The 18131-nt window shown below is 72.7% G+C and carries 18 protein-coding genes; 6 read left to right on the forward strand and 12 right to left on the reverse strand.

Annotated elements, in window-relative coordinates; translation table 11 throughout:
• Positions 1-97: 97 nt before the first annotated feature.
• Entirely contained in the window at positions 98-1120 is a 1023-nt protein-coding gene (locus tag MWM08_RS04365) for an aspartate-semialdehyde dehydrogenase (protein ID WP_244458253.1), read from the reverse strand.
• 187 nt (positions 1121-1307) lie between these two features.
• Between MWM08_RS04365 and pqqA the strand changes: the two genes are divergently transcribed.
• The 5 genes from pqqA (at position 1308) to pqqE (ending at position 4514) form a co-directional block, all read left to right on the forward strand.
• Positions 1308-1385 carry a pyrroloquinoline quinone precursor peptide PqqA gene (pqqA, locus tag MWM08_RS26490; protein ID WP_198372310.1) on the forward strand — a complete coding sequence of 26 codons (78 nt, stop codon included), beginning with the start codon at positions 1308-1310 and terminating at the stop codon, positions 1383-1385.
• Positions 1386-1517: 132 nt separating this feature from the next.
• Positions 1518-2441, forward strand: a complete 924-nt coding sequence (gene pqqB, locus MWM08_RS04370; protein WP_244458254.1) for a pyrroloquinoline quinone biosynthesis protein PqqB — start codon at positions 1518-1520, stop codon at positions 2439-2441.
• Positions 2438-3163 carry a pyrroloquinoline-quinone synthase PqqC gene (gene pqqC, locus MWM08_RS04375; protein WP_244458255.1) on the forward strand — a complete coding sequence of 242 codons (726 nt, stop codon included), beginning with the start codon at positions 2438-2440 and terminating at the stop codon, positions 3161-3163. Before pqqB ends, pqqC begins: the two co-directional genes overlap by 4 nt.
• Positions 3163-3432: a pyrroloquinoline quinone biosynthesis peptide chaperone PqqD gene (gene pqqD, locus MWM08_RS04380; RefSeq protein ID WP_244458256.1), complete on the forward strand. Its 270-nt coding sequence runs from the start codon at positions 3163-3165 to the stop codon at positions 3430-3432. Before pqqC ends, pqqD begins: the two co-directional genes overlap by 1 nt.
• Positions 3429-4514 (forward strand): pyrroloquinoline quinone biosynthesis protein PqqE, encoded by a 1086-nt coding sequence (pqqE, locus tag MWM08_RS04385; protein WP_244458257.1) that lies wholly within the window; start codon positions 3429-3431, stop codon positions 4512-4514. Before pqqD ends, pqqE begins: the two co-directional genes overlap by 4 nt.
• A gap of 12 nt (positions 4515-4526) precedes the next feature.
• Here pqqE and MWM08_RS04390 read toward each other — a convergent pair whose 3' ends face one another.
• From MWM08_RS04390 to opgC, 4 genes are all read right to left on the reverse strand, one after another.
• Complete coding sequence (locus tag MWM08_RS04390; protein ID WP_244458258.1) at positions 4527-6848, reverse strand: methyl-accepting chemotaxis protein; 2322 nt, start codon at positions 6846-6848, stop codon at positions 4527-4529.
• Between the two features lie 44 nt (positions 6849-6892).
• Complete coding sequence (locus MWM08_RS04395) at positions 6893-7555, reverse strand: NrsF family protein (protein WP_244458259.1); 663 nt, start codon at positions 7553-7555, stop codon at positions 6893-6895.
• Positions 7552-8112, reverse strand: coding sequence for a sigma-70 family RNA polymerase sigma factor (locus MWM08_RS04400; RefSeq protein WP_244458260.1), 561 nt, complete (start codon positions 8110-8112; stop codon positions 7552-7554). Before MWM08_RS04400 ends, MWM08_RS04395 begins: the two co-directional genes overlap by 4 nt.
• 77 nt (positions 8113-8189) lie before the next feature.
• Entirely contained in the window at positions 8190-9302 is a 1113-nt protein-coding gene (gene opgC, locus MWM08_RS04405) for an OpgC domain-containing protein (protein WP_244458261.1), read from the reverse strand.
• A 126-nt stretch (positions 9303-9428) separates the two neighbouring features.
• Between opgC and MWM08_RS04410 the strand changes: the two genes are divergently transcribed.
• A complete protein-coding gene (locus MWM08_RS04410) occupies positions 9429-9854 on the forward strand; it encodes a DUF1489 family protein (RefSeq protein ID WP_244458262.1) in 426 nt (141 codons plus the stop codon).
• A gap of 239 nt (positions 9855-10093) precedes the next feature.
• Here MWM08_RS04410 and MWM08_RS04415 read toward each other — a convergent pair whose 3' ends face one another.
• The 7 genes from MWM08_RS04415 to MWM08_RS26415 all read right to left on the reverse strand — a co-directional run bounded on the left by MWM08_RS04415 (position 10094) and on the right by MWM08_RS26415 (position 17777).
• Entirely contained in the window at positions 10094-10618 is a 525-nt protein-coding gene (locus MWM08_RS04415) for an NADH-quinone oxidoreductase subunit B family protein (RefSeq protein WP_244458263.1), read from the reverse strand.
• A complete protein-coding gene (locus MWM08_RS04420; RefSeq protein WP_244458264.1) occupies positions 10618-11001 on the reverse strand; it encodes a glyoxalase superfamily protein in 384 nt (127 codons plus the stop codon). Before MWM08_RS04420 ends, MWM08_RS04415 begins: the two co-directional genes overlap by 1 nt.
• Before the next feature lie 190 nt (positions 11002-11191).
• Positions 11192-12697 (reverse strand): hydrogenase large subunit, encoded by a 1506-nt coding sequence (locus tag MWM08_RS04425; protein WP_244458265.1) that lies wholly within the window; start codon positions 12695-12697, stop codon positions 11192-11194.
• Positions 12694-14136: a hydrogenase 4 subunit F gene (locus tag MWM08_RS04430; protein WP_244458266.1), complete on the reverse strand. Its 1443-nt coding sequence runs from the start codon at positions 14134-14136 to the stop codon at positions 12694-12696. Before MWM08_RS04430 ends, MWM08_RS04425 begins: the two co-directional genes overlap by 4 nt.
• Positions 14136-14804 (reverse strand): hydrogenase-4 component E, encoded by a 669-nt coding sequence (locus MWM08_RS04435; RefSeq protein WP_244458267.1) that lies wholly within the window; start codon positions 14802-14804, stop codon positions 14136-14138. Before MWM08_RS04435 ends, MWM08_RS04430 begins: the two co-directional genes overlap by 1 nt.
• Positions 14801-15760 (reverse strand): respiratory chain complex I subunit 1 family protein, encoded by a 960-nt coding sequence (locus MWM08_RS04440; protein ID WP_244458268.1) that lies wholly within the window; start codon positions 15758-15760, stop codon positions 14801-14803. Before MWM08_RS04440 ends, MWM08_RS04435 begins: the two co-directional genes overlap by 4 nt.
• A gap of 1 nt (position 15761) precedes the next feature.
• A complete protein-coding gene (locus MWM08_RS26415; RefSeq protein WP_279323233.1) occupies positions 15762-17777 on the reverse strand; it encodes a proton-conducting transporter transmembrane domain-containing protein in 2016 nt (671 codons plus the stop codon).
• Between the last annotated feature and the right edge of the window lie 354 nt (positions 17778-18131).

An 18131-nucleotide genomic window follows, 5' to 3' on the forward strand; every position in this document is an offset into this window, starting at 1 on the left:
GGCCATCCGCCTCGGGTCTGATTGGCTTTGGACCCTAGCTCGTTCTCGCGCGAGCATCTTCACCCGACGAGGTGACTCCACCTGGTCGGGATCTCGTCTAGGCCGCGAACAGCCCGTTGCGCAGCGCCAGTTCCGCGATCTGCACGGCGTTCAGCGCCGCGCCCTTGCGCAGGTTGTCGCCCACGCACCAGAAGGACAGGCCGTGCGGGACGGTCGGGTCGCGCCGGATGCGCGAGACGAAGACGCTGTCCTCGCCCGCGATCTCGATCGGCGTCGCGTAGCCGCCATCCTCGCGATGATCCATCACGGTGATGCCCGGCGCTTCGCGCAAAGCATCGCGCGCCTGCTTTTCGGTGATCGGGCGTTCGAATTCGACGTGCACCGCCTCGCCATGGCCGATCATTACCGGCACGCGCACGCAGGTCGCGACCACCTGGATGTCGGGGTCGAGGATCTTGCGGGTTTCGACCGCCATCTTCCACTCCTCCTTGGTCGATCCGTCGTCCATGAAGGCGTCGATGTGGGGAATGACGTTGAAGGCGATCGGCTTGGTGAACTGCTCGGCCAGCGGCGGGTCGTTCACGAAGATTCCGCGGGTCTGCGACCACAGCTCGTCCATCGCCTCCTTTCCCGCGCCCGAGACCGACTGGTAGGTCGCGACCACCACGCGCTTCACCTTCGCGATGTCGTGCAGCGGCTTGAGCGCCAGCACCATCTGGATGGTCGAGCAGTTCGGGTTGGCGATGATCCCCTTCTTCGGCCGGGTCGCGAGCAGCGCGCCGTTCACCTCAGGCACCACCAGCGGCACGCCGAGTTCCATCCGGAACTGGGAGGTATTGTCGATGACGAGGCACCCCGCCGCCGCCGCCCGCGGCGCATGCACGGCGGACACCGTCGCCCCCGGCGAGAACAGCGCCAGCGCCGTGCCCGCGAAGTCGTAGCGATCCAGGTCGCGCACTTTCAGCACGGTCTTCTCGCCGAACGAGATCTCCTGCCCCGCCGACCGGCCCGAGGCCAGCGCCACCGCCTCGTCCACCGGGAAGGCGCGTTCGGCCAGCGTCTTGATCATTTCGCGGCCCACCGCCCCGGTGGCGCCCACGATCGCGACCTTCATGCCCATGCGGCTCTCCCGTCTCCTGCGGGCCAGGCGGCCCGGGGCGGGGGGTCTAGCGCGTTTCGGCCCGGTCGGCACGCGTCCCCGGCCGGAGAACCCGCCATGATCGACACAACCCACGCTTGACCTGACGCCCCGGGCACACGACCTTCCACCTAGGCGCAATGTCGCGTCGCTGCCACAGGAGAACGTCATGGCCTGGAAGAAGCCCCGCGTGACCGAAGTGTCCGTCGCGATGGAGATCAACTGCTACGCCTGCGCCGAAGCCTGATCCCAGGCGGCGGCGCGCCCCGCGCCGCCGAACGGCCCGCACGGACCCCGGCCTCCGGGGCCGTGCCTCGGCCATGCGTCACGCTGGCCCGCGGCGCTGAGCGCCCGGACGCAACCCGAGGACACCAGCTTCTTGCTCCGCGCAATCGTCCTTGGCGCGGCGGCCGGCGGCGGCTTCCCGCAATGGAACTCGGCCGGCCCCGGCTGCCTGCGTGCCCGCGCCGGCGACCCGGCGGCCCCCGCGCGCAGCCAGGCCTCACTCGCGGTCAGCGCCGATGGCGTCCGCTGGGTGGTGCTGAATGCCTCGCCCGACCTGCGCGCCCAGATCGCCGCCACCCCCGCCCTGCATCCCGTGCCCGCACCCGGGCGCATCCGCCATTCGCCGATCGCCGCGGTGGTGCTGACCGGCGCCGAGGTCGACACCATCGCCGGCCTTCTGACGCTGCGCGAACGCCAGGCCTTCGCGCTGTACGGCGGCCCGGCGGCGCTCGCCACGCTGGATGCCAACCCGATCTTCAACGTGCTCGACCGCGCCATCGTGCCACGCCGCGCGCTGCCGCTGGGCGATGCCGTCGCGCTGGCCGACGCGGCGGGCGATCCGCTCGGCCTCACGCTCGAGGCCTTCGCCGTGCCCGGAAAGGTCCCGCTGTTCGAGGAAGCCGGCGCCGATCCCGGTCGCGCGGATGATGGCGCGACCATCGGCGTGTCGGTGCGCGCCGGCGGCGGCGCGCTGCTGTTCATCCCTGGCTGCGCCGCCATGACGCCCGCACTCGCCGCGCGCATCGCCGGCGCCGACACCCTGCTGTTCGACGGCACGCTGTTCACCGATGACGAGATGATCCGCGCCGGCGCCGGCCCCAAGACCGGCGCGCGCATGGGCCACATGTCGATCGACGGCACCATCGCCGCCTTCCGCGACATTCCCGTGCGCCGCCGCGTCTTCATCCACATCAACAACACCAACCCCGTGCTGCTGGCCGACAGCCCCGAGCGCGCGCAGGCTGCGGCCGCCGGCTGGGACATCGCCGAAGACGGGATGGAGCTGCACATCGCATGACCGACATGCTTTCGCCTGATGAGTTGCACGCGCGCCTGCAGGCGATCGGCGACGAGCGCTACCATATCCACCACCCGTTCCACCGGCTGCTGCATGGCGGGAAGCTGACCAAGCCGCAGGTCCAGGCCTGGGCGCTCAACCGCTACTACTACCAGGCGTCCATCCCCCGGAAGGATGCGACCGTGCTGGCGCGCCTGCCCACCGCCGAACTGCGCCGCGAATGGCGCCGCCGCCTGGTGGACCATGACGGCGACGGCACCGCGCCGGGCGGGATCGAACGCTGGCTCGCGCTGACCGACGGGCTGGGGCTGGATCGCGACTACGTCGTCTCGCTGGAAGGCCTGCTGCCCGGCACGCGCTTCGCCGTCGATGCCTATGTCGCCTTCGTGCGCGACCGCACGCTGCTGGAAGCCGTGGCGTCGTCACTGACAGAAATGTTCTCGCCCAACATCATCAGCCAGCGCGTCGCCGGCATGCTGAAGAACTACGATTTCGTGTCGGAGACGACGCTCGCCTATTTCACGCCGCGGCTGACGCAGGCGCCGGTCGATGTCGCCTTCGCGCTGGACTACGTGAAGCGCGTGCCGCGCACGCGCGCCGAACAGGAGCAGGTCCTGGGCGCGCTGCGCTTCAAATGCGACCTGCTCTGGGCGCAGCTCGACGCACTGCATTTCGCCTATGTGGAACCGGGCCTGCCGCCGCCCGGCGCCTTCCGCCCGTGATGGACGAAGCCGCCATCCCGCGCCTTCAACGCGGCGTGAAGCTGCGCGAGGACACGGTGCGCGGCCGTTGGATCGTGCTCGCCCCCGAACGCATGTTCGTGCCCGACGAGATTGCGCTGGAAATCCTGCGCCTGGTCGATGGCGCGCGCAGCGTGGGCGCCATCGCCGATGACCTGGCGGCCCGCTTTGCCGCCCCGCGCGCCGACATCCTGGCCGACGTGACCGAGATGCTGGCGGACCTGGCCGCGAAGGGCGTGGTGACGGCATGACCATCGCGCCCCCGCTCGGCCTGCTCGCGGAAGTGACGCATCGCTGCCCGCTGCGCTGCCCCTATTGCTCGAACCCCGTGGAACTGACGCGCGCGGCCCAGGAACTGGACACCGCCACCTGGGCGCGGGTGTTCCGCGAAGCCGCCGCGCTCGGCGTGCTGCAGCTGCACCTGTCGGGCGGGGAGCCAACCGCGCGGCGCGACATTGTCGAACTGGTTGCCGCCGCCGCGCAGGCCGGCCTCTACACCAACCTGATCACCGCCGGCGTCACGCTGGATGCCGCGCGTGTCGCGGCGCTGGCCGCGGCGGGGCTGGATCACGTGCAGCTTTCGGTGCAGGACACCGAGTCGACGGGGGCTGAGCGCATCGGCGGCATGCCCGGCGCCCATGCGCGCAAGCTCGCCGCGGCGCGGCACGTGACCGAGGCTGGGCTGCCGCTCACGCTCAACGCCGTGGTGCATCGGCAGAACCTGGATCGCCTGCCGGCGCTGATCGACCTCGCGCTGGCGCTCGGCGCGGGGCGGCTGGAGGTCGCGCATGTGCAGTATTACGGCTGGGCGCTGGCCAATCGCGCGGCATTGCTGCCCACGCGCGCGCAGCTCGATGCCGCGACGGCCACGGTCGATGCCGCGCGCATCGCGCTGAAGGGGCGCCTGGTGATCGACTACGTGGTGCCTGACTACCACGCGCATCGCCCCAAGGCCTGCATGGGCGGCTGGGGCAGCCGCGTCATGGCGGTCTCGCCCGCCGGTCGCGCGCTGCCGTGCCATGCCGCCGAGAGCCTGCCCGGCTTCGACTTCCCCGATGTCCGCGCGATGTCGCTGCGCGACATCTGGGAAACCTCCGAAGCCTTCGCCCGCTACCGCGGCACTGCCTGGATGGCCGAACCCTGCCGGTCCTGCGACCGGCGGGAGGTCGACTGGGGTGGCTGCCGCTGCCAGGCCTTCGCCCTAACCGGCGATGCCGGCGCCACGGACCCGGCCTGCGCGCTGTCGCCCCACCATGCGCTGCTGGACCTGGCGGTGCAGGATGCCGCCGCCGACGACGGCACCTTCATTTATCGGGAGATGGCGCGGGGCTGACCGCGCCATCCGTCACGCCGCGCGCACCGCGCGCAGGAAGTTCTCCGCCCGGCTGCGCAGTGTCTCGGCATCGCCGGCCAGCGCGCCGGAGGCTTCCAGCACGCCGCTCGCCGAACCGCCGGTCGATTCCGCGGCGGACCGGATGCCCTCGATCTTCTGTGCCACCGTGCCGGTCGCCTGCGCCACCTGCGCCGCGGACCGCGCGATCTCGCGCGTGGTCGCACCCTGTTCCTCGACCGCGGCGGCGATCGCGGTGGCGATGTCGCTGGTGCGGTCCACGGTGGTGCCGATGGCGCGGATGGCGTCCACCGCCTGGGTGGTCGCGCCCTGCATCTCGGCGATCTGGCGGCCGATCTCCTCGGTCGCCTTGGCGGTCTGGCCGGCCAGGTTCTTCACCTCGCTCGCCACCACCGCGAAGCCCTTGCCGGCCTCGCCCGCACGCGCCGCCTCGATGGTTGCGTTCAGCGCCAGCAGGTTGGTCTGCCCCGCGATCTCGCCGATCAGCCGCACCACGTCGCCGATACGCGACGCGGCCTCGGACAGGCCGCGCACGGTCGTGTCGGTCGCCTTTGCCTCGGACACCGCCTTGCGCGCCACGTCGGCGGCCTCCGCCACGCGGCGCGTGATCTCCTCGACGGAGGCGGCCATCTCCTCGGCGGCGGCGGCCACCGCCTGCACGTCGGCATTGGCCTGCGCGCCGGCCTCGCTGACCGCCAGCGCCTCGCGCCCGCTCTCGGCTGCCGCTTCGGTCAGGCTGCGGGCGGAGGTCTGCATCCGGGCGGCGGCGGCGGCCACGGAATTCACCACCGCGCCGATATCGGCCTCGAAGGTGTCGGCCAGGCGGGCCTGCTCGGTCACGCGGTGCCAGGCCAGCATCGCGCCCACGTAGTTGCCCTGCGAGTCACGCAGCGCGGAGACATTCAGGTCCAGCGCCTCCGGCCCCATCTTCACGCGCGCCTTGTGCGGCAGGTTCGCGGGGTCGGCCAGCATGGTGCGGATGCGCCCGGGCACCTTGTGGAAGATGTCGATGGTCTGGCCGATCATGGCCTCGGGCTTGACCGGCATGTGGGCCTCGATCGAGCGGACCAGTTCCATCGAATAGGCATTGGCGTAGTTGATGCGGAATTCGTTGTGCGGGTCCGCGACCAGCACGCCGATCGGCATCTGCTCGATCATCTGGCTGCGTGCGAAGGCGGTCGCGACATTGCCGCGCAGGCCCTCCACGGCGTCGGCGATGCGGCCGATCTCGTCGCGCCGGCCGCGGTCGGGCACGCTGATGTCGGCGCGCCCCTCCGCGATCTGCACGATGGCGCCGGCCAGGCGGCGCAGCGGCGCGCCGATCGCCCGCGTCATGACCCAGGCCGACAGCAGCAGCAGCAGCACGATCGCCCCCGCCACCGCCAGCACGATGCGTTCCTGCTGCGCGACCGACACGGTCACCGCGGCCGAGGTCGACGCCAGCATCTCGTTCAGCCGGTCATTCGCGGCGGCGACGGCGGTGGCCAGTCCCTCGCGGGCGGGGGCGGCCTGCTCGGTCGTGAAGCGGGCCAGGGTCGCGGCCGTCTCGATCGCGGCGATGGCGCTCTCGTAGGCCTGTTCGGCGCTGCGGCCGATGCGTTCCAGCTCCTCGCGCACACGGTCCTGGCCGGCGGCGGCAGAGATCGCGCCGCGCATGTGCACGCGGGCCTGAGCCCCCGCGCGGCGCGTACGCTGCGACTGGCGGTCATCCGCGGTCGCGAAGAAGCGCAGGGCCGATGCGCGCATGTCGTTCACGCCCTGGTGGAAGGCGACGAAGCGCGTGCGCACGTCGTCCTGCTGCGCGCCGGTCAGGTCGAATTCGATCGCCGCATTCGCCCCTTCGAAGCCCTGGTCGTATTCGGCGGCGCGCTGCAGGAAGCCGTCGTCGCGCGCGGCCAGCACCGCCAGGCGCAGCCGCGCCTGTTCCGCTGTCGCGGCGGCATAGACGGCGGCACGTTCGGCCACGGCGCCCAGCAGGTCCTTCGCGGTCCGGTCGTCGAACTGGGATGCCGCCTGGCGCGCCATCTCGCCCGCGCGCTCCAGCGCGCCCAGGGCGGCGTCGCGCGCGGCCTCGACATCCGCCGGGCGCTGCGCGGCGAGCAGCGACTGAGCGTGCAGCGGCACGTCGCGCGCGGTGGCCGTCGTGGCGGTGAGCCGCTCCGCACCCTCGGCGATGCGGTTCTGCTCGCGGATCCGCTCGTTCATCTTCGTGCCGGTCACGTAGACCGTGCCGACCACGCCACCAAGCATGAGGACCGTGAGCAGGCTCGATGCGCCAAGCTTCAGACCCACCGGCATGTTGAGGAAGGCGCGCATGACATCTCCGGACAAATCCCGAAGCGCATTTGCGCACGCCTCCCTTAAGCCGCCGTGAAGCGCGGCCCTGCGCGGTCGCCCCACAAGCGCCCGAACACCAGGAACACCAGCACGACCAGCAGCGTCGTGCCGCCGTGCCAGACCAGCACCATCGCCGCCGCATCCAGGTGATGGAACAGCGACAGCCCGACCGACGCGATCGCCGCCCCCGCCAGCCCGCCCAGTGCCGCCACCGGCACCGGCCGGATCGGCCCGGCATGGCGCAGCATCCACACCAGCGAGAGCGTCAGCGGCACGCCCATCAGCACGATGAAGCGGAAGCACCCCCAGGACGTGCCCAGCACCAGCGCCTGCGGCCCCTCCCGCGCGACATCCGCGAGGCACCCCATGCCCAGGCTGCCCAGCCAGGCGACCGCGGCCGGCAGCGGCAGCAACGCCCAGTGCCGCGACCGGTCGGGCAGCGCGAGTTCGAAGGCGGCGATCGCGGCCAGCACGCCGGTCGCCAGGGCGAAGACCAGCTGCGCCATCTCATGCGGGCGCGACAGCCGGTCCATCAGGTCGTGGCGCGGCCCGAAGGCCAGCACGCAGGCCGCCACCAACAGCACCGCCAGGCCGATCCAGATCGCCGCGCGCAGCAGCGGCGGCGCCAGGCGCTTCACGGGCCGCAGGTCGGCCGACAGGCGATCGATCAGGTCATCGGTCTTCATCGTTCGTCCTCGACGCCGAGCTTGCGGCGCAGGGTCTTCAAGGCACGGTGGGTCGCGACCTTCAGCGCGCCGACCGACAGGCCCGAACGGGCCGAGGCCTCGGCCAGCGGCAGGTCCTCGAGCTTCGCCAGGCGCAACGCGGTGCGCTGGCTTTCCGGCAGCTCCGCCACCGCATCGCGCAGCTGGCGGTTCGCCACGCGGTCCTCGCCGGTCACACCGGCCGGTGCGGCGAGCGTCTCGGCATGGTCGTCGATCGGGTTCTCGCGGCCCGAGGTGCGGCCGCGCCGGCGCAGCCGGTCGATGCAGCGCCGTTCCGCGATGGCGGCGATCCAGGGCCGCGCCGGGCGCGCCGGATCATATGTGGCGAGCATGCGATGGATGGTCAGCAGCGTATCCTGCACCGCGTCCTCAGCCTCGGCATGGTCGGCGACGCGCCGGCGCGCGATGGCGCGCAGCAGCGGCAGGCAATCGCGCAGCAGCCGGTCATACGCGCGCGCATCGCCGGCCTGCGCCGCCGCCAGCCATCCATCCCACGCCCCATCCGCGTCCCGCGTCACCGACCACCCGTTGCGTTGAGCCCGCAGTCTAGCTGGTCGTGGTGCGGGCGCGAAGCAGCCCGAAGACGCCGCCGCGCTCACTGTGCCGGCGCCGGGCTGAAGCGCCGGCGCTCGCGCAGCAGTGCGAAGCCCACCAGCACGCCGATGCCGGCCAGCGTCAGAACCGGATCGAGCCACCACTGGCCGGGATGCAGCCGCAGCATGGCCGTGACACCCCAGGACAGGAACAGACCGATGCAGAACACATCGAGGCTGTGCCGCCCGACCGCCGCCAGCGCCTGCGGGATGGCGCGGTGCATCCAGCGCCCCTCACGCGGAACCAGCACCGCCACCAGGTACGCGATTGCCAGCCCGTGCAGCAGCGCGAGCGGCCCCAGATGCGTCTTGCCCGCCAGGATCCAGGCGGTCTCGACATCGACCCCGGTGCCCAGCAATTCCGCCACGCGCTGCGCCAGCCCCACCGCCAGCAGACCCACCGCGCCCGCCACCGCCCAGCCGTTCCAGGCCACCGCAGCGCCCTGCAGCAGCGCGCGGCGCCCGAACCACGCCCCCAGCATGAACACGAATTGCCAGGCCAGCGGATCCAGCCCGACCGGCAGCCAGGACCAATACTGCCAGGCCCCCGCCTGCACCCCGGCCCAGAGCACGGCCGGGGGCAGCAGCGCCCAGGCGCCGATGCGCGCGACCAGCCACAGGAAGCCAGGCAGCACCAGCATCGCCAGGATGAACACCGGCAGGATGTCGATGTAGTTGGGCAGGTACAGCAGCGCCGCCGCGCCCGACAACGCGGTCAGCGGGTCCGCCCGCAGCAGCCCCCAGGCCAGGCGGTCGGCCTCGTTCGGCAGCGGCAGGGCGCGTTCGGCCCACAGGATCATCGCGCCGAACAGAAGCACCAGCGCCATGTGCTTCACCCACAGCCGCGCCGTGCGCGCCCAGGTGTCGCGCGCCGCCGCCGCCGCCCCGTCGCGCGCCGCCTTCAGGGTGAAGACCGACGCCAGCACGAAGCCCGACAGGAACAGGAACTGCTCGGAACTGTCCGACAGCCCCCAGGCGGCATGGATGCCGAAGGCGCCGAAGGTCGTGCCCACCGCATGCGCCCCGAAGATCGACACCTGCAGCCAGCCGCGCACCACATCCAGCCGCAGGTCGCGGGGCGGGCGGGCCGGCGGGCGCGGCGCGGATCGGGTCATGGGCAGGGGTCTCCGGGGCGTACGGGGGCGGCGCTGAGCGGTGTTTCGCCGCGCCCCGCCGCCCGGTTACGCGCGCCGCGGCAAAGGGGCTTGCCGACTCGACCCCTGGCGAGGGAAGGAGGACCCGTGCTCAACCTCATCAAGCTGTCCGTTGGCCCCAAGGATGTCGCGGCCCTTGCCGCGATCCAGGCCGACCGCCTGCGCACCGACCCGCCGCTGCGCGCCTGGACGCGCATGTTCCCCAAGCGGCGGGACGAATTGCTCGATGGCGGGTCGATCTACTGGGTGGTGGCGGGCTTCGTGCGGGTGCGCCAACGCATCCTCGACCTGCGGGAGGAGGAGTGGGACGACGGCACCCCCTGCGCCGCGCTGGTGCTGGACCCGAAGCTGGTGCTGGTCGAAGCGCGGCCGATGAAGCCCTTCCAGGGTTGGCGCTACCTCAAGCCCGAGGAAGCGCCGGCGGATGTGACGCAAGGCAGGCCCGAACCGCGCGGGCTCGACCGGCTGCCGCCGCGGCTGCGGCGCGACCTCGCGGAATTGTGCCTGATCTGACGCGCGCCGCGCCCGCCTGCCCGGCCCTGAAGGCCCTGCCGGGACAACGCCTTGCCGGCCCCGTCGCCGTACCCGGCACCCGCCCAGGTTGCGTGGATTTAAGGTGACTGCCACCGCACGGAGAGCCTCGCGCTGCCACGCTGTGTCCTGTCGCGGCGGCTTATTCCCGGCAGGCCGCTGCTCGACTGGCTCGCTTTCGGGCGGGTTCTTGGGGCCGGCTGGAGCAATCCAGCCGGCCCTTATTTTTCCGACTCGGCCTCCAGCAGTGCCAGCAGCCCTTCCAAAAGCTGCGTGGGGGAGGGCGGGCAGCCCGGGATCAGCAGGTCGACCGGCAGCACCGCGCCCACCCCGTCCTGCACCGCATAGCTGCCCTTGAACACGCCGCCATCCACCGCGCAGTCCCCCGCCGCCACGACCCAGCGCGGTTCCGGCGTGCAGGCCAGCGCGCGTTCCAACGCCTCGGTCATGTTGCGGCAGGCCGGGCCGGTCACCAGCAGCACGTCGGCATGCCTGGGGGATGCCACGAAGCGCAGCCCGAAGCGCTCGAGGTCGTAGGCCACGCTCTGCAGCGCGTTCACCTCGAGCTCGCAGCCATTGCAGGATCCGGAATCGACCTCGCGGATCGCCAGGGAGCGGCCCAGACGCGCGCGCGCGGTCGCGGCCAGGCGCTCGCCGAGCGCGGCGGCGGTTTCAGCCGGCGCGCCGTGCGCGGGGTCGGTCAGTGGGCGCGACAGCAGCGCGCGTGCCAGGCGGGGCCAGAGCATCAGTCGCACTCCGGGTCGATGCGTTCCGAGAAGACCAGCCGGTTGCCGAAGGGGTCCATCACCTCCAGGTCCCGCCAGCCCCAGGGCTGGTCGTGCAGGCCGGGGCGCTGGTGGCGATAGGCCTTGGCCGTGAGTTCGCCATGCAGCGCCACGACGCCCTGCATGCGCAGGATCAGCTTGGTGCCCGGCGTGCCGTCGCCGAAATGCTCCGACAGGAACAGCACGAGGTCGCCGCGCGACACCTGCGCGAAGACCGGCAGGTCGGGTTCGAAGCGATGCTCCCAGTCCCAGGACATGCCGAGAAAGCCGACATAGAATTCGCGCGCCGTCGCGACGTCGAAGATGCGCAGCACGGGTATGGTCTCGTTGAAGCGGACGGTCATGAAGTGCCTCCCGAACGTCCACAGGGGCCCGCTGCCTTGCATCGGGCCGGGAGCGCACGGCGCGACCGCGCCCAAACCATCGGTTGCGCCCGGCGCAGCAGCGCATGCCGCGCAAGCCAGGCCCGCCGGTGCGGGCGCCGGCGCCTGAGGCAGGCACATGCACAACGCATCGACTGCGGCGATGCGCCGATCACAGGTCCACCCCGCTGTAGGAACAGTTGAAGCTTTTGTTGCACAGCGGGAAGTCGGCGACGATGTTGCCCTCGATCGCGGCTTCCAGCAGCGGCCACTGCAGCCAGGACGGGTCGCGCAGGAAGACGCCGCGGATCAGCCCGCCATCATCCAGCCGCAGCCAATGCAGGCATTCGCCGCGGAAGCCTTCGATGATGGCGCTGCCTTCGCCGGCGCGCGCGGGCAGGGGGGCCATGGTCTCGCCCTCGGGCAGCGTCATCAGCAGGCGGCGCACCAGCGCGATGGCTTCGCGCAGTTCCGCCACGCGCACGCGCACCCGGGCATCGACATCGCCGCCGGCCTCGACCGCGATGGCGGGCGCCAGCACGTCGTATGGCGCGTAGCCAGGTGCCAGCCGGGCATCGAAGCGCCGGCCGGACCCGCGCCCGACGAAGCCGCCCGCCGCGTAGCGCGCCGCCTGCACGGGGTCGAGGAAGCCCGTGCCGACCACGCGGTCCTGCAGGCTGGCGTGGCTGTCGTAGATCCGCAGCAGGGACGGCATCTCGGCCTCGACGGCATCGAGCGCGGCCAGGATGACAGCCGCGCCGCCCGGCGCGATGTCGGGTGCCACGCCGCCGGGCAGCACGCGGTCCATCATCAGCCGATGACCGAAGGCGGCGGCGCAGGCGCGCAGCACCTGTTCGCGCAGGACGCCGCAGCGCGCATGAGGAAAGGCGAAGGCGGCATCGTTGCACACGAAGCCCCAGTCGTTCAGGTGGTTGTGGATGCGTTCGAGCTCGGCCATCGCCGCGCGCAACGCGATGGCGCGCGGCGGCGGCGTGACACCCAGCGCGGCTTCCGCGGCGGCGGCGAAGGCCCAGCCATGCGCGACGGTGGAATCGCCCGACAGGCGCGCGGCGAAGACCGCCGCGGCGCGCACCGTCTTGCCCAGCATCAGCCCGAGCGTGCCCTTGTGCTTGTAGCCGAGCCGCGCCTCCAGCCGGACCACGCATTCGCCCTGGACGTGGAAGCGGAAATGACCCGGTTCGATCACGCCGGCATGGATCGGCCCAACTGGAATCACGTGGATGCCCTCGCCCTCCACCGGCAGAAAGGTGGGCTGCGGCGCTTCAGCACCCGGTCGCGGCGCGGGATGCCCGGACATCGGCCCCGCCATTGGCCAGCGGCCGTGGTCGAGCCAGGGCCGGTCATCCACCGCGCCCTCGGCGGACAAGCCCCACAGGTCGCGGATGGCGCGTTCGAAGCGGATCGCGCCGGGCCGCGCGGGGGACAGGGCGGCATAGCGGCCAGCCTCCGCGGGCGCGGAGGCGAACAGAACCTCGGCGCCATCCAGGAAGGCGGCATGGACCACGCCCGGTTCCGCCCACATCGCGAGCAGCGCGGGCGCGGTATCCTCAGCCAGCGCGGCGGCCAGGGCGGACCAGTGCGGCGGGGTCAGCACGAAGCGCTCGAAGGGCCGTGCCCCCTGCGGCACGCCGGCGCGCACCAGGTCCATCGCGCTCATCCGATGATCCTCGCCGCCTGCGCCAGCATCGCCGCCAGCCCGGCCGGCATCGCAAGCGCCAGGCCCGCCGCCACCGCCAGGTGCAGCCACAACGGCGCGGCCGCCGCGACGCTGCGCCAGCCGCCCGGTGCATCCGCGGCATCGGGCGTGGGCGGGCCGAAGCACAGCGCCTGCAGCACCGTCACCAGCGCCGCCAGTGCCACCACCATCCCGAGCGCCAGCAGCAGCGCGAGCCAGGGCCTCTCCGCCGCCGCCGCCGCCGCCGCCAGCAGCCGGAATTCCGAGACGAACAGCAGGAAGGGCGGCAGCCCCGCGATGCCGGCGATGGCCAGCGCCAGCCCCCAGCCGAGCGCGGGGTGCGTGGCCACAAGCCCACCAATGTCTGCAATCTTCTGGCTGCCCTTGGCCTGCGCCGCACGCCCCACGCCGAAGAACACCGCGGACTTCACCAGCGAATGGCCGAGCAGGTGCAGCAGCCCCGCCAGGTTTGCCGCGGCACCGCCCAGCCCGAAGGCGAAGGCGGCGATGCCCATGTGCTCGATGCTGCTCCAGCCGAAGAAGCGCCGCGCATCGCGCCGCCGCCACAGTGCCAGCGAACCGAGCAGCACCGACGCCAGCCCGAGCGCCAGCAGGAACGGCCCCGGCGCGATCGCCTCGGGATTCGCGCCAACGATCGACTTCGCACGCAGCACCGCGAGCATCGCCGCGTTCAGCAGCAACCCCGACAGCACGGCGGAGATCGGCACCGGCCCTTCCGCATGCGCATCCGGCAGCCAGGAATGCAGCGGCACCAGCCCCGCCTTGGTGCCGTAGCCCAGCAGCAGGAAGGCGAAGGCCAGGTTGAGCGTGCCCGGATCGCAGCGCGCCGCCACGCCCATCAGCGCCGCCCAGGACAGGCCGGTCTCCTCGGTCAGCAGCGGCTGCGCAGCGAGGTACAGCACGATGGTGCCGAACAGTGCCAACGCGATGCCCACGCCGCACAGGATGAAGAACTTCCACGCCGCCTCGAAGGCCGAGGCCGTGCGATGCACCGCGACCATCGACACGGTGGCGAGGGTTGCGATCTCGATCGCCACCCACATCACACCCAGGTTGTCCGCCAGCAGCGCCAGCGTCTGCGCCCCCATGAAGACCTGGTAGGCGGCGTGGTAGGCGCGGATGCGCCAATGGTCGAAGCCCTCGGCCTCGAGCGTTGCGGCGGAGAACACCGCCGTGGTCAGCCCGACGAAGGCCGCCACCAGCACGAAGGGCGTGTTCAACGCATCGGTGCGCGTCCAGCCGTGCTCGGCGAACGGCATCGCGGTCAGCGCAATGGCCATGGCGAAGGTCACGGCGCTGACCGCGACATTCGCCGCCACCGCGCGCCGCAGGTCCGGGATCGCCGCCAGCGCCAGCGCACCCGCCCAGGGGAAGAAGACGATGATCCACTGCAGCGGCATCAGCGCCGCTCCCCGCGATGTTCCTCGAGGCTGCCGGTATCCAGCGTGTCGAAGCGTTCGCGGATCTGGAAGAAGAACACACCGGCGACGACGGCGATCATCAGCACCAGAGCGGCGGTGGAGAGTTCCACCACCAGCGGCATTCCGGCCACGCCGATCGCCGCGAGGATCAAGCCGTTCTCGAGGCTCATCAGCCCGATCACCTGGCTGATCGCGTTGCGCCGCGTGATCATCATCAGCATCCCGAGCAGCACGACGGACAGCGCGAGCGCGAGATTCTCCCGCGCCACCGCGCGCACGCCCTCGGTCGCCGGCAGCACCACCAGGATCGATAGCGCGACCAGCGCGACACCCGCCACCATCGACAGCCCGATGCCGAGCGCCGTCTCGACCGCCCGGTGCAGATCCAGCCGCCGCACGATCGCGTGCAAGGCGAGCGGGATCAGCACCCCCTTCGCCGCCAGCGCCAGCACCGCGGTCACGTACAGCCCGGGCGCCCCCTGCGCATGCGCGGCCCAGGCCGCGGCCAGCGCCAGCAGCGTGCCCTGGATGGCGAAGGCGTTGATCACCGCCGCCATGCGCCGCTGGTACAGCAGCACGAAGGACATGAGCAGCACGCCGCCGCCGAGCAGATGCGCCAGGTCGTAGCCGATCTGCCCGAAGCTCATGACAGCCCCGTCGAGACGAACAGGTACACCGCGCCGAGCAAGCCCAGCAGCAGCGCCGCCCCCAGGAATTCCGGTACGCGAAAGACGCGCATCTTGGCGATCGCACTCTCGAAGGCCGCCAGCGCCAGCGCCAGCGCGCCCATCTTCGCCACCCAGGCCAACAGCCCGACCACCCATAAATGCGGCGCAGCCCCCGCCGGCGCCTGGCCGAATGGCAGGAACACCGCCGACAGCAGTGCCAGCCACAGCGCCAGCCGCAGCATCGCCGCATATTCCCAAAGTGCGAGGTGCCGCCCGGAGGCCTCCAGGATCATCGCCTCATGCACCATGGTCAGTTCCAGGTGCGTCGACGGATTGTCCACCGGGATGCGCGCATTCTCCGCGATCGCCACCGCGACCATCCCCACCAGCGCGAGGCCGAGCGACACGCGCAGCCCGAGACCGCCCTCGCGGAACGCCCCCGCGATGGTGTCGATATTCGTCGTCCCCGCCAGGATCGCGAGCGTCAGCGCCGCCACCACCAGCGCCGGTTCGGCGAAGACCGCGAAGGACATCTCGCGCGCCGCGCCCAGCCCGCCGAAGGGCGTGCCCACATCCATCCCCGCCAGCGCCATCGCCACGCGCCCCAGCGCCAGCAGCCCCGCCACCAGGATCAGGTCCGCCAGCGGCGAAAAGGCCATGCCGCGCGCGAAGGACGGCACGAGTGCGGCCGCCGCCACCGCCGCCCCGACCGCGACATACGGCGCCACCCGCGACACCGCCGAGGCATTCTCCGCCAGCACCGGCGTCTTGCGCAGCAGTTTCGCCAGGTCGCGCAGCGGCTGCAGCGGCGACGCCCCGCGCCGGCCCATCATGCGCGCCTTCAGCCAGCGCAGCACGCCGGTCAGCAGCGGTGCAGCCGCCAGGATCAGCGCGATGTGCAGCGCCTGCGCCAGAATGCCCCAGACCATCGCCATCTCAGCCGCGCTCCAGAACGGCCAGCAACACCAGCATCAGCACCACCGCCCCGAAGGTGAGCCCGAGGCACTGCCGGATCGACAGGTCCCGCAGCCGCTCTGCCTGCCCCGCCAGCGCATCCCGCCAGCGGGGCAGGGGGCCCTCCAACGCCACCAGCGCGGGGTCGGCGAAGCCTGCATCCAGCCGTGCCGGTGCCATCGACCCCGGCGGGCGCATTGCCACGCCCTCCCGCGCCGCCAGCAGCGACCCGCCCAGCATCCTCCGCAGCGGCTGCCCGAACCCGGCCGCCGTGGGCTGCGAGGCCGGGTCCCCGAAGGGCAGGTGCGCCGGTGCCGCGATGAACCCGCAATCCCAGGCCGGCCCGCGCACCACGCCAGACGGTGCGCGCCGCCGCACCGCCCACAGCACCGCCCCCACCGCCAGTGCCAGCAGCACCGCCACCAGCAGCGGCCAATACCGCGCCCCACCTTCCGCGGCGCCCACCACCAGCAGACCGGTGCGCGGTGCCGCCGCCCCGGCCATCAGCCGCAGCGCCGGTTCCGCCAGGTCCAGCGCCACCCCGGGCAGCAGCCCCAGCAGCACCGTCAGCCCGGCCGGGACGAGCAGCGCCCAGCGCGCCGCACCGCCGCCCTCCTCCGCCCCCGCCGCACGCGGCGTGCGCGGCCGGCCGAGGAACACCAACCCCCAGAACCGCACCATCGCCGCCGCCGCGAGCGCCGCGCCCAGCGCCGCCAGCGCCGTCGCCGCCGCCGCGCCCATCTGGAAGGCCAAATCCCCCACGCGCCACGCCGCCAGCAGCGCCTGCAGCAGCAGCCATTCCGAGGCGAAGCCCGACAGCGGCGGCAGTGCGGCCGCCGCCGCCACCCCCACCAGCGCCGCCCAGGCGGTCACCGGCATCCGGTGCACCAGGCCGCCCAGCCGGTCGATGGCGCGCGACCCCGCGCCGTGCAGCACCTCACCGGCCGCCAGGAACAGCAGCGTCTTGAACACGGCGTGGTTCAGCGCGTGCAGCAGCGCCGCCGCCGCCGCCAGCGCCGCCAGCGCCGGCAGGTCCGCCCCGCGGAACGCCAGTGCCAGCCCCAGCCCGATCGCCACCAGCCCGACATTCTCGATGGTCGAACAGGCCAGCAGCGTCTTGGTGTCGTCCTCGAGATTCGCCCGCAGCGCGCCGATGACCGCCGAGGCCGCCCCCAGCACGATCAGCGGCGCCCCGATCCAGAAGGACTGCGCTGGCCCCATCAGGTCGAAGACGCAGCGCGCGATCACATACAGCGCGACCTTGGTCATGGCGCCGGACATCACCGCCGAGACATGGCTCGGCGCCGCCGGGTGCGCGAGCGGCAGCCACACATGCAGCGGGAACAACCCGGCCTTCGACCCCGCCCCCGCCAACACCAGCGCCAGCACCGCCGCCGCGCGCCAGCCCTCGGGCGGCGCATCGCGCAGTGCCGCGAAGGCCATGTCCCCCGCGCCACCTGCCATCAACCCGAAGGCCAGCATCAGCGACACGCCGCCGAACCCCGCGAAGCCCAGGTACAGGCGCGCCGCACGCCGGTTCTCGGCCTGCGCATGGTCCTGCGCCACCAGCACCCAGGAGGCGACGGACATCGCCTCGAACCCCAGCAGCAGGGTGAAGCCATCCGCCGCCAGCACGCACAGTGCCATGCCCGCTAGGAAGATCGGCCAGGGCACCAGCGCGCGCGGCGGCACCGGCCCATGCACGCCCCCCAGCGCGAACAGCCCCGCGCAGGCCGCCGACAGGCCCACCGGCAGTAGGAACCAGGCCGAGAGCGGGTCGAGCGCGAGCCGCGCCGGCCCCCAGGGCGGCCCGAACGGCAGCGCCAGCACCGCCGGCCCCGCCAGCAGCCCCGCGACGCCCCCCGCCGCCAGCATCAACCCCGCCAGCGCCACGCCGCCATGCACCGCCCGCGCCCCGATTGCCGAGCGCGCCAGCCACCAGGCCACAGCCCCCAGCAGGACCAGGGCACCGACCAGCAGGGCAAGGACCGTCAGCACGATGAGGGGTGTCGAGTCACCAGGGAAGGATAGGCCCCCGCGCCGCGCCGCGGCCAGCCTGGGCCGCACCTCCGCCGCGCCGTTCCGCCGGCGGCCCGTCGCGCCTCGGCACGCCGGGCCTGGCGCCTGCCCCCGGCGACGGGACGCAGCGCGAGCGCGCAGGTGCCGAACGCCCCTCGCGCGCCGCAGCCCCAATCGCCGGCCCCGCGCCGCAAACCCCCCCACCGCACCGCCCAAACCCGTTCCGCCGGGGACCAACCGCTGCGTGGCGCCCCGCGCCCCGGGGCGCCGCGCTGCGATCCCGGCCCTTCCGACCGGCGCCGAACCGCGCTAGACGCCGCCGCGCCTCATCCC

Source organism: Roseomonas fluvialis (assembly GCF_022846615.1).
In the GTDB taxonomy this organism is placed as follows: Bacteria; Pseudomonadota; Alphaproteobacteria; order Acetobacterales; family Acetobacteraceae; genus Neoroseomonas; species Neoroseomonas fluvialis.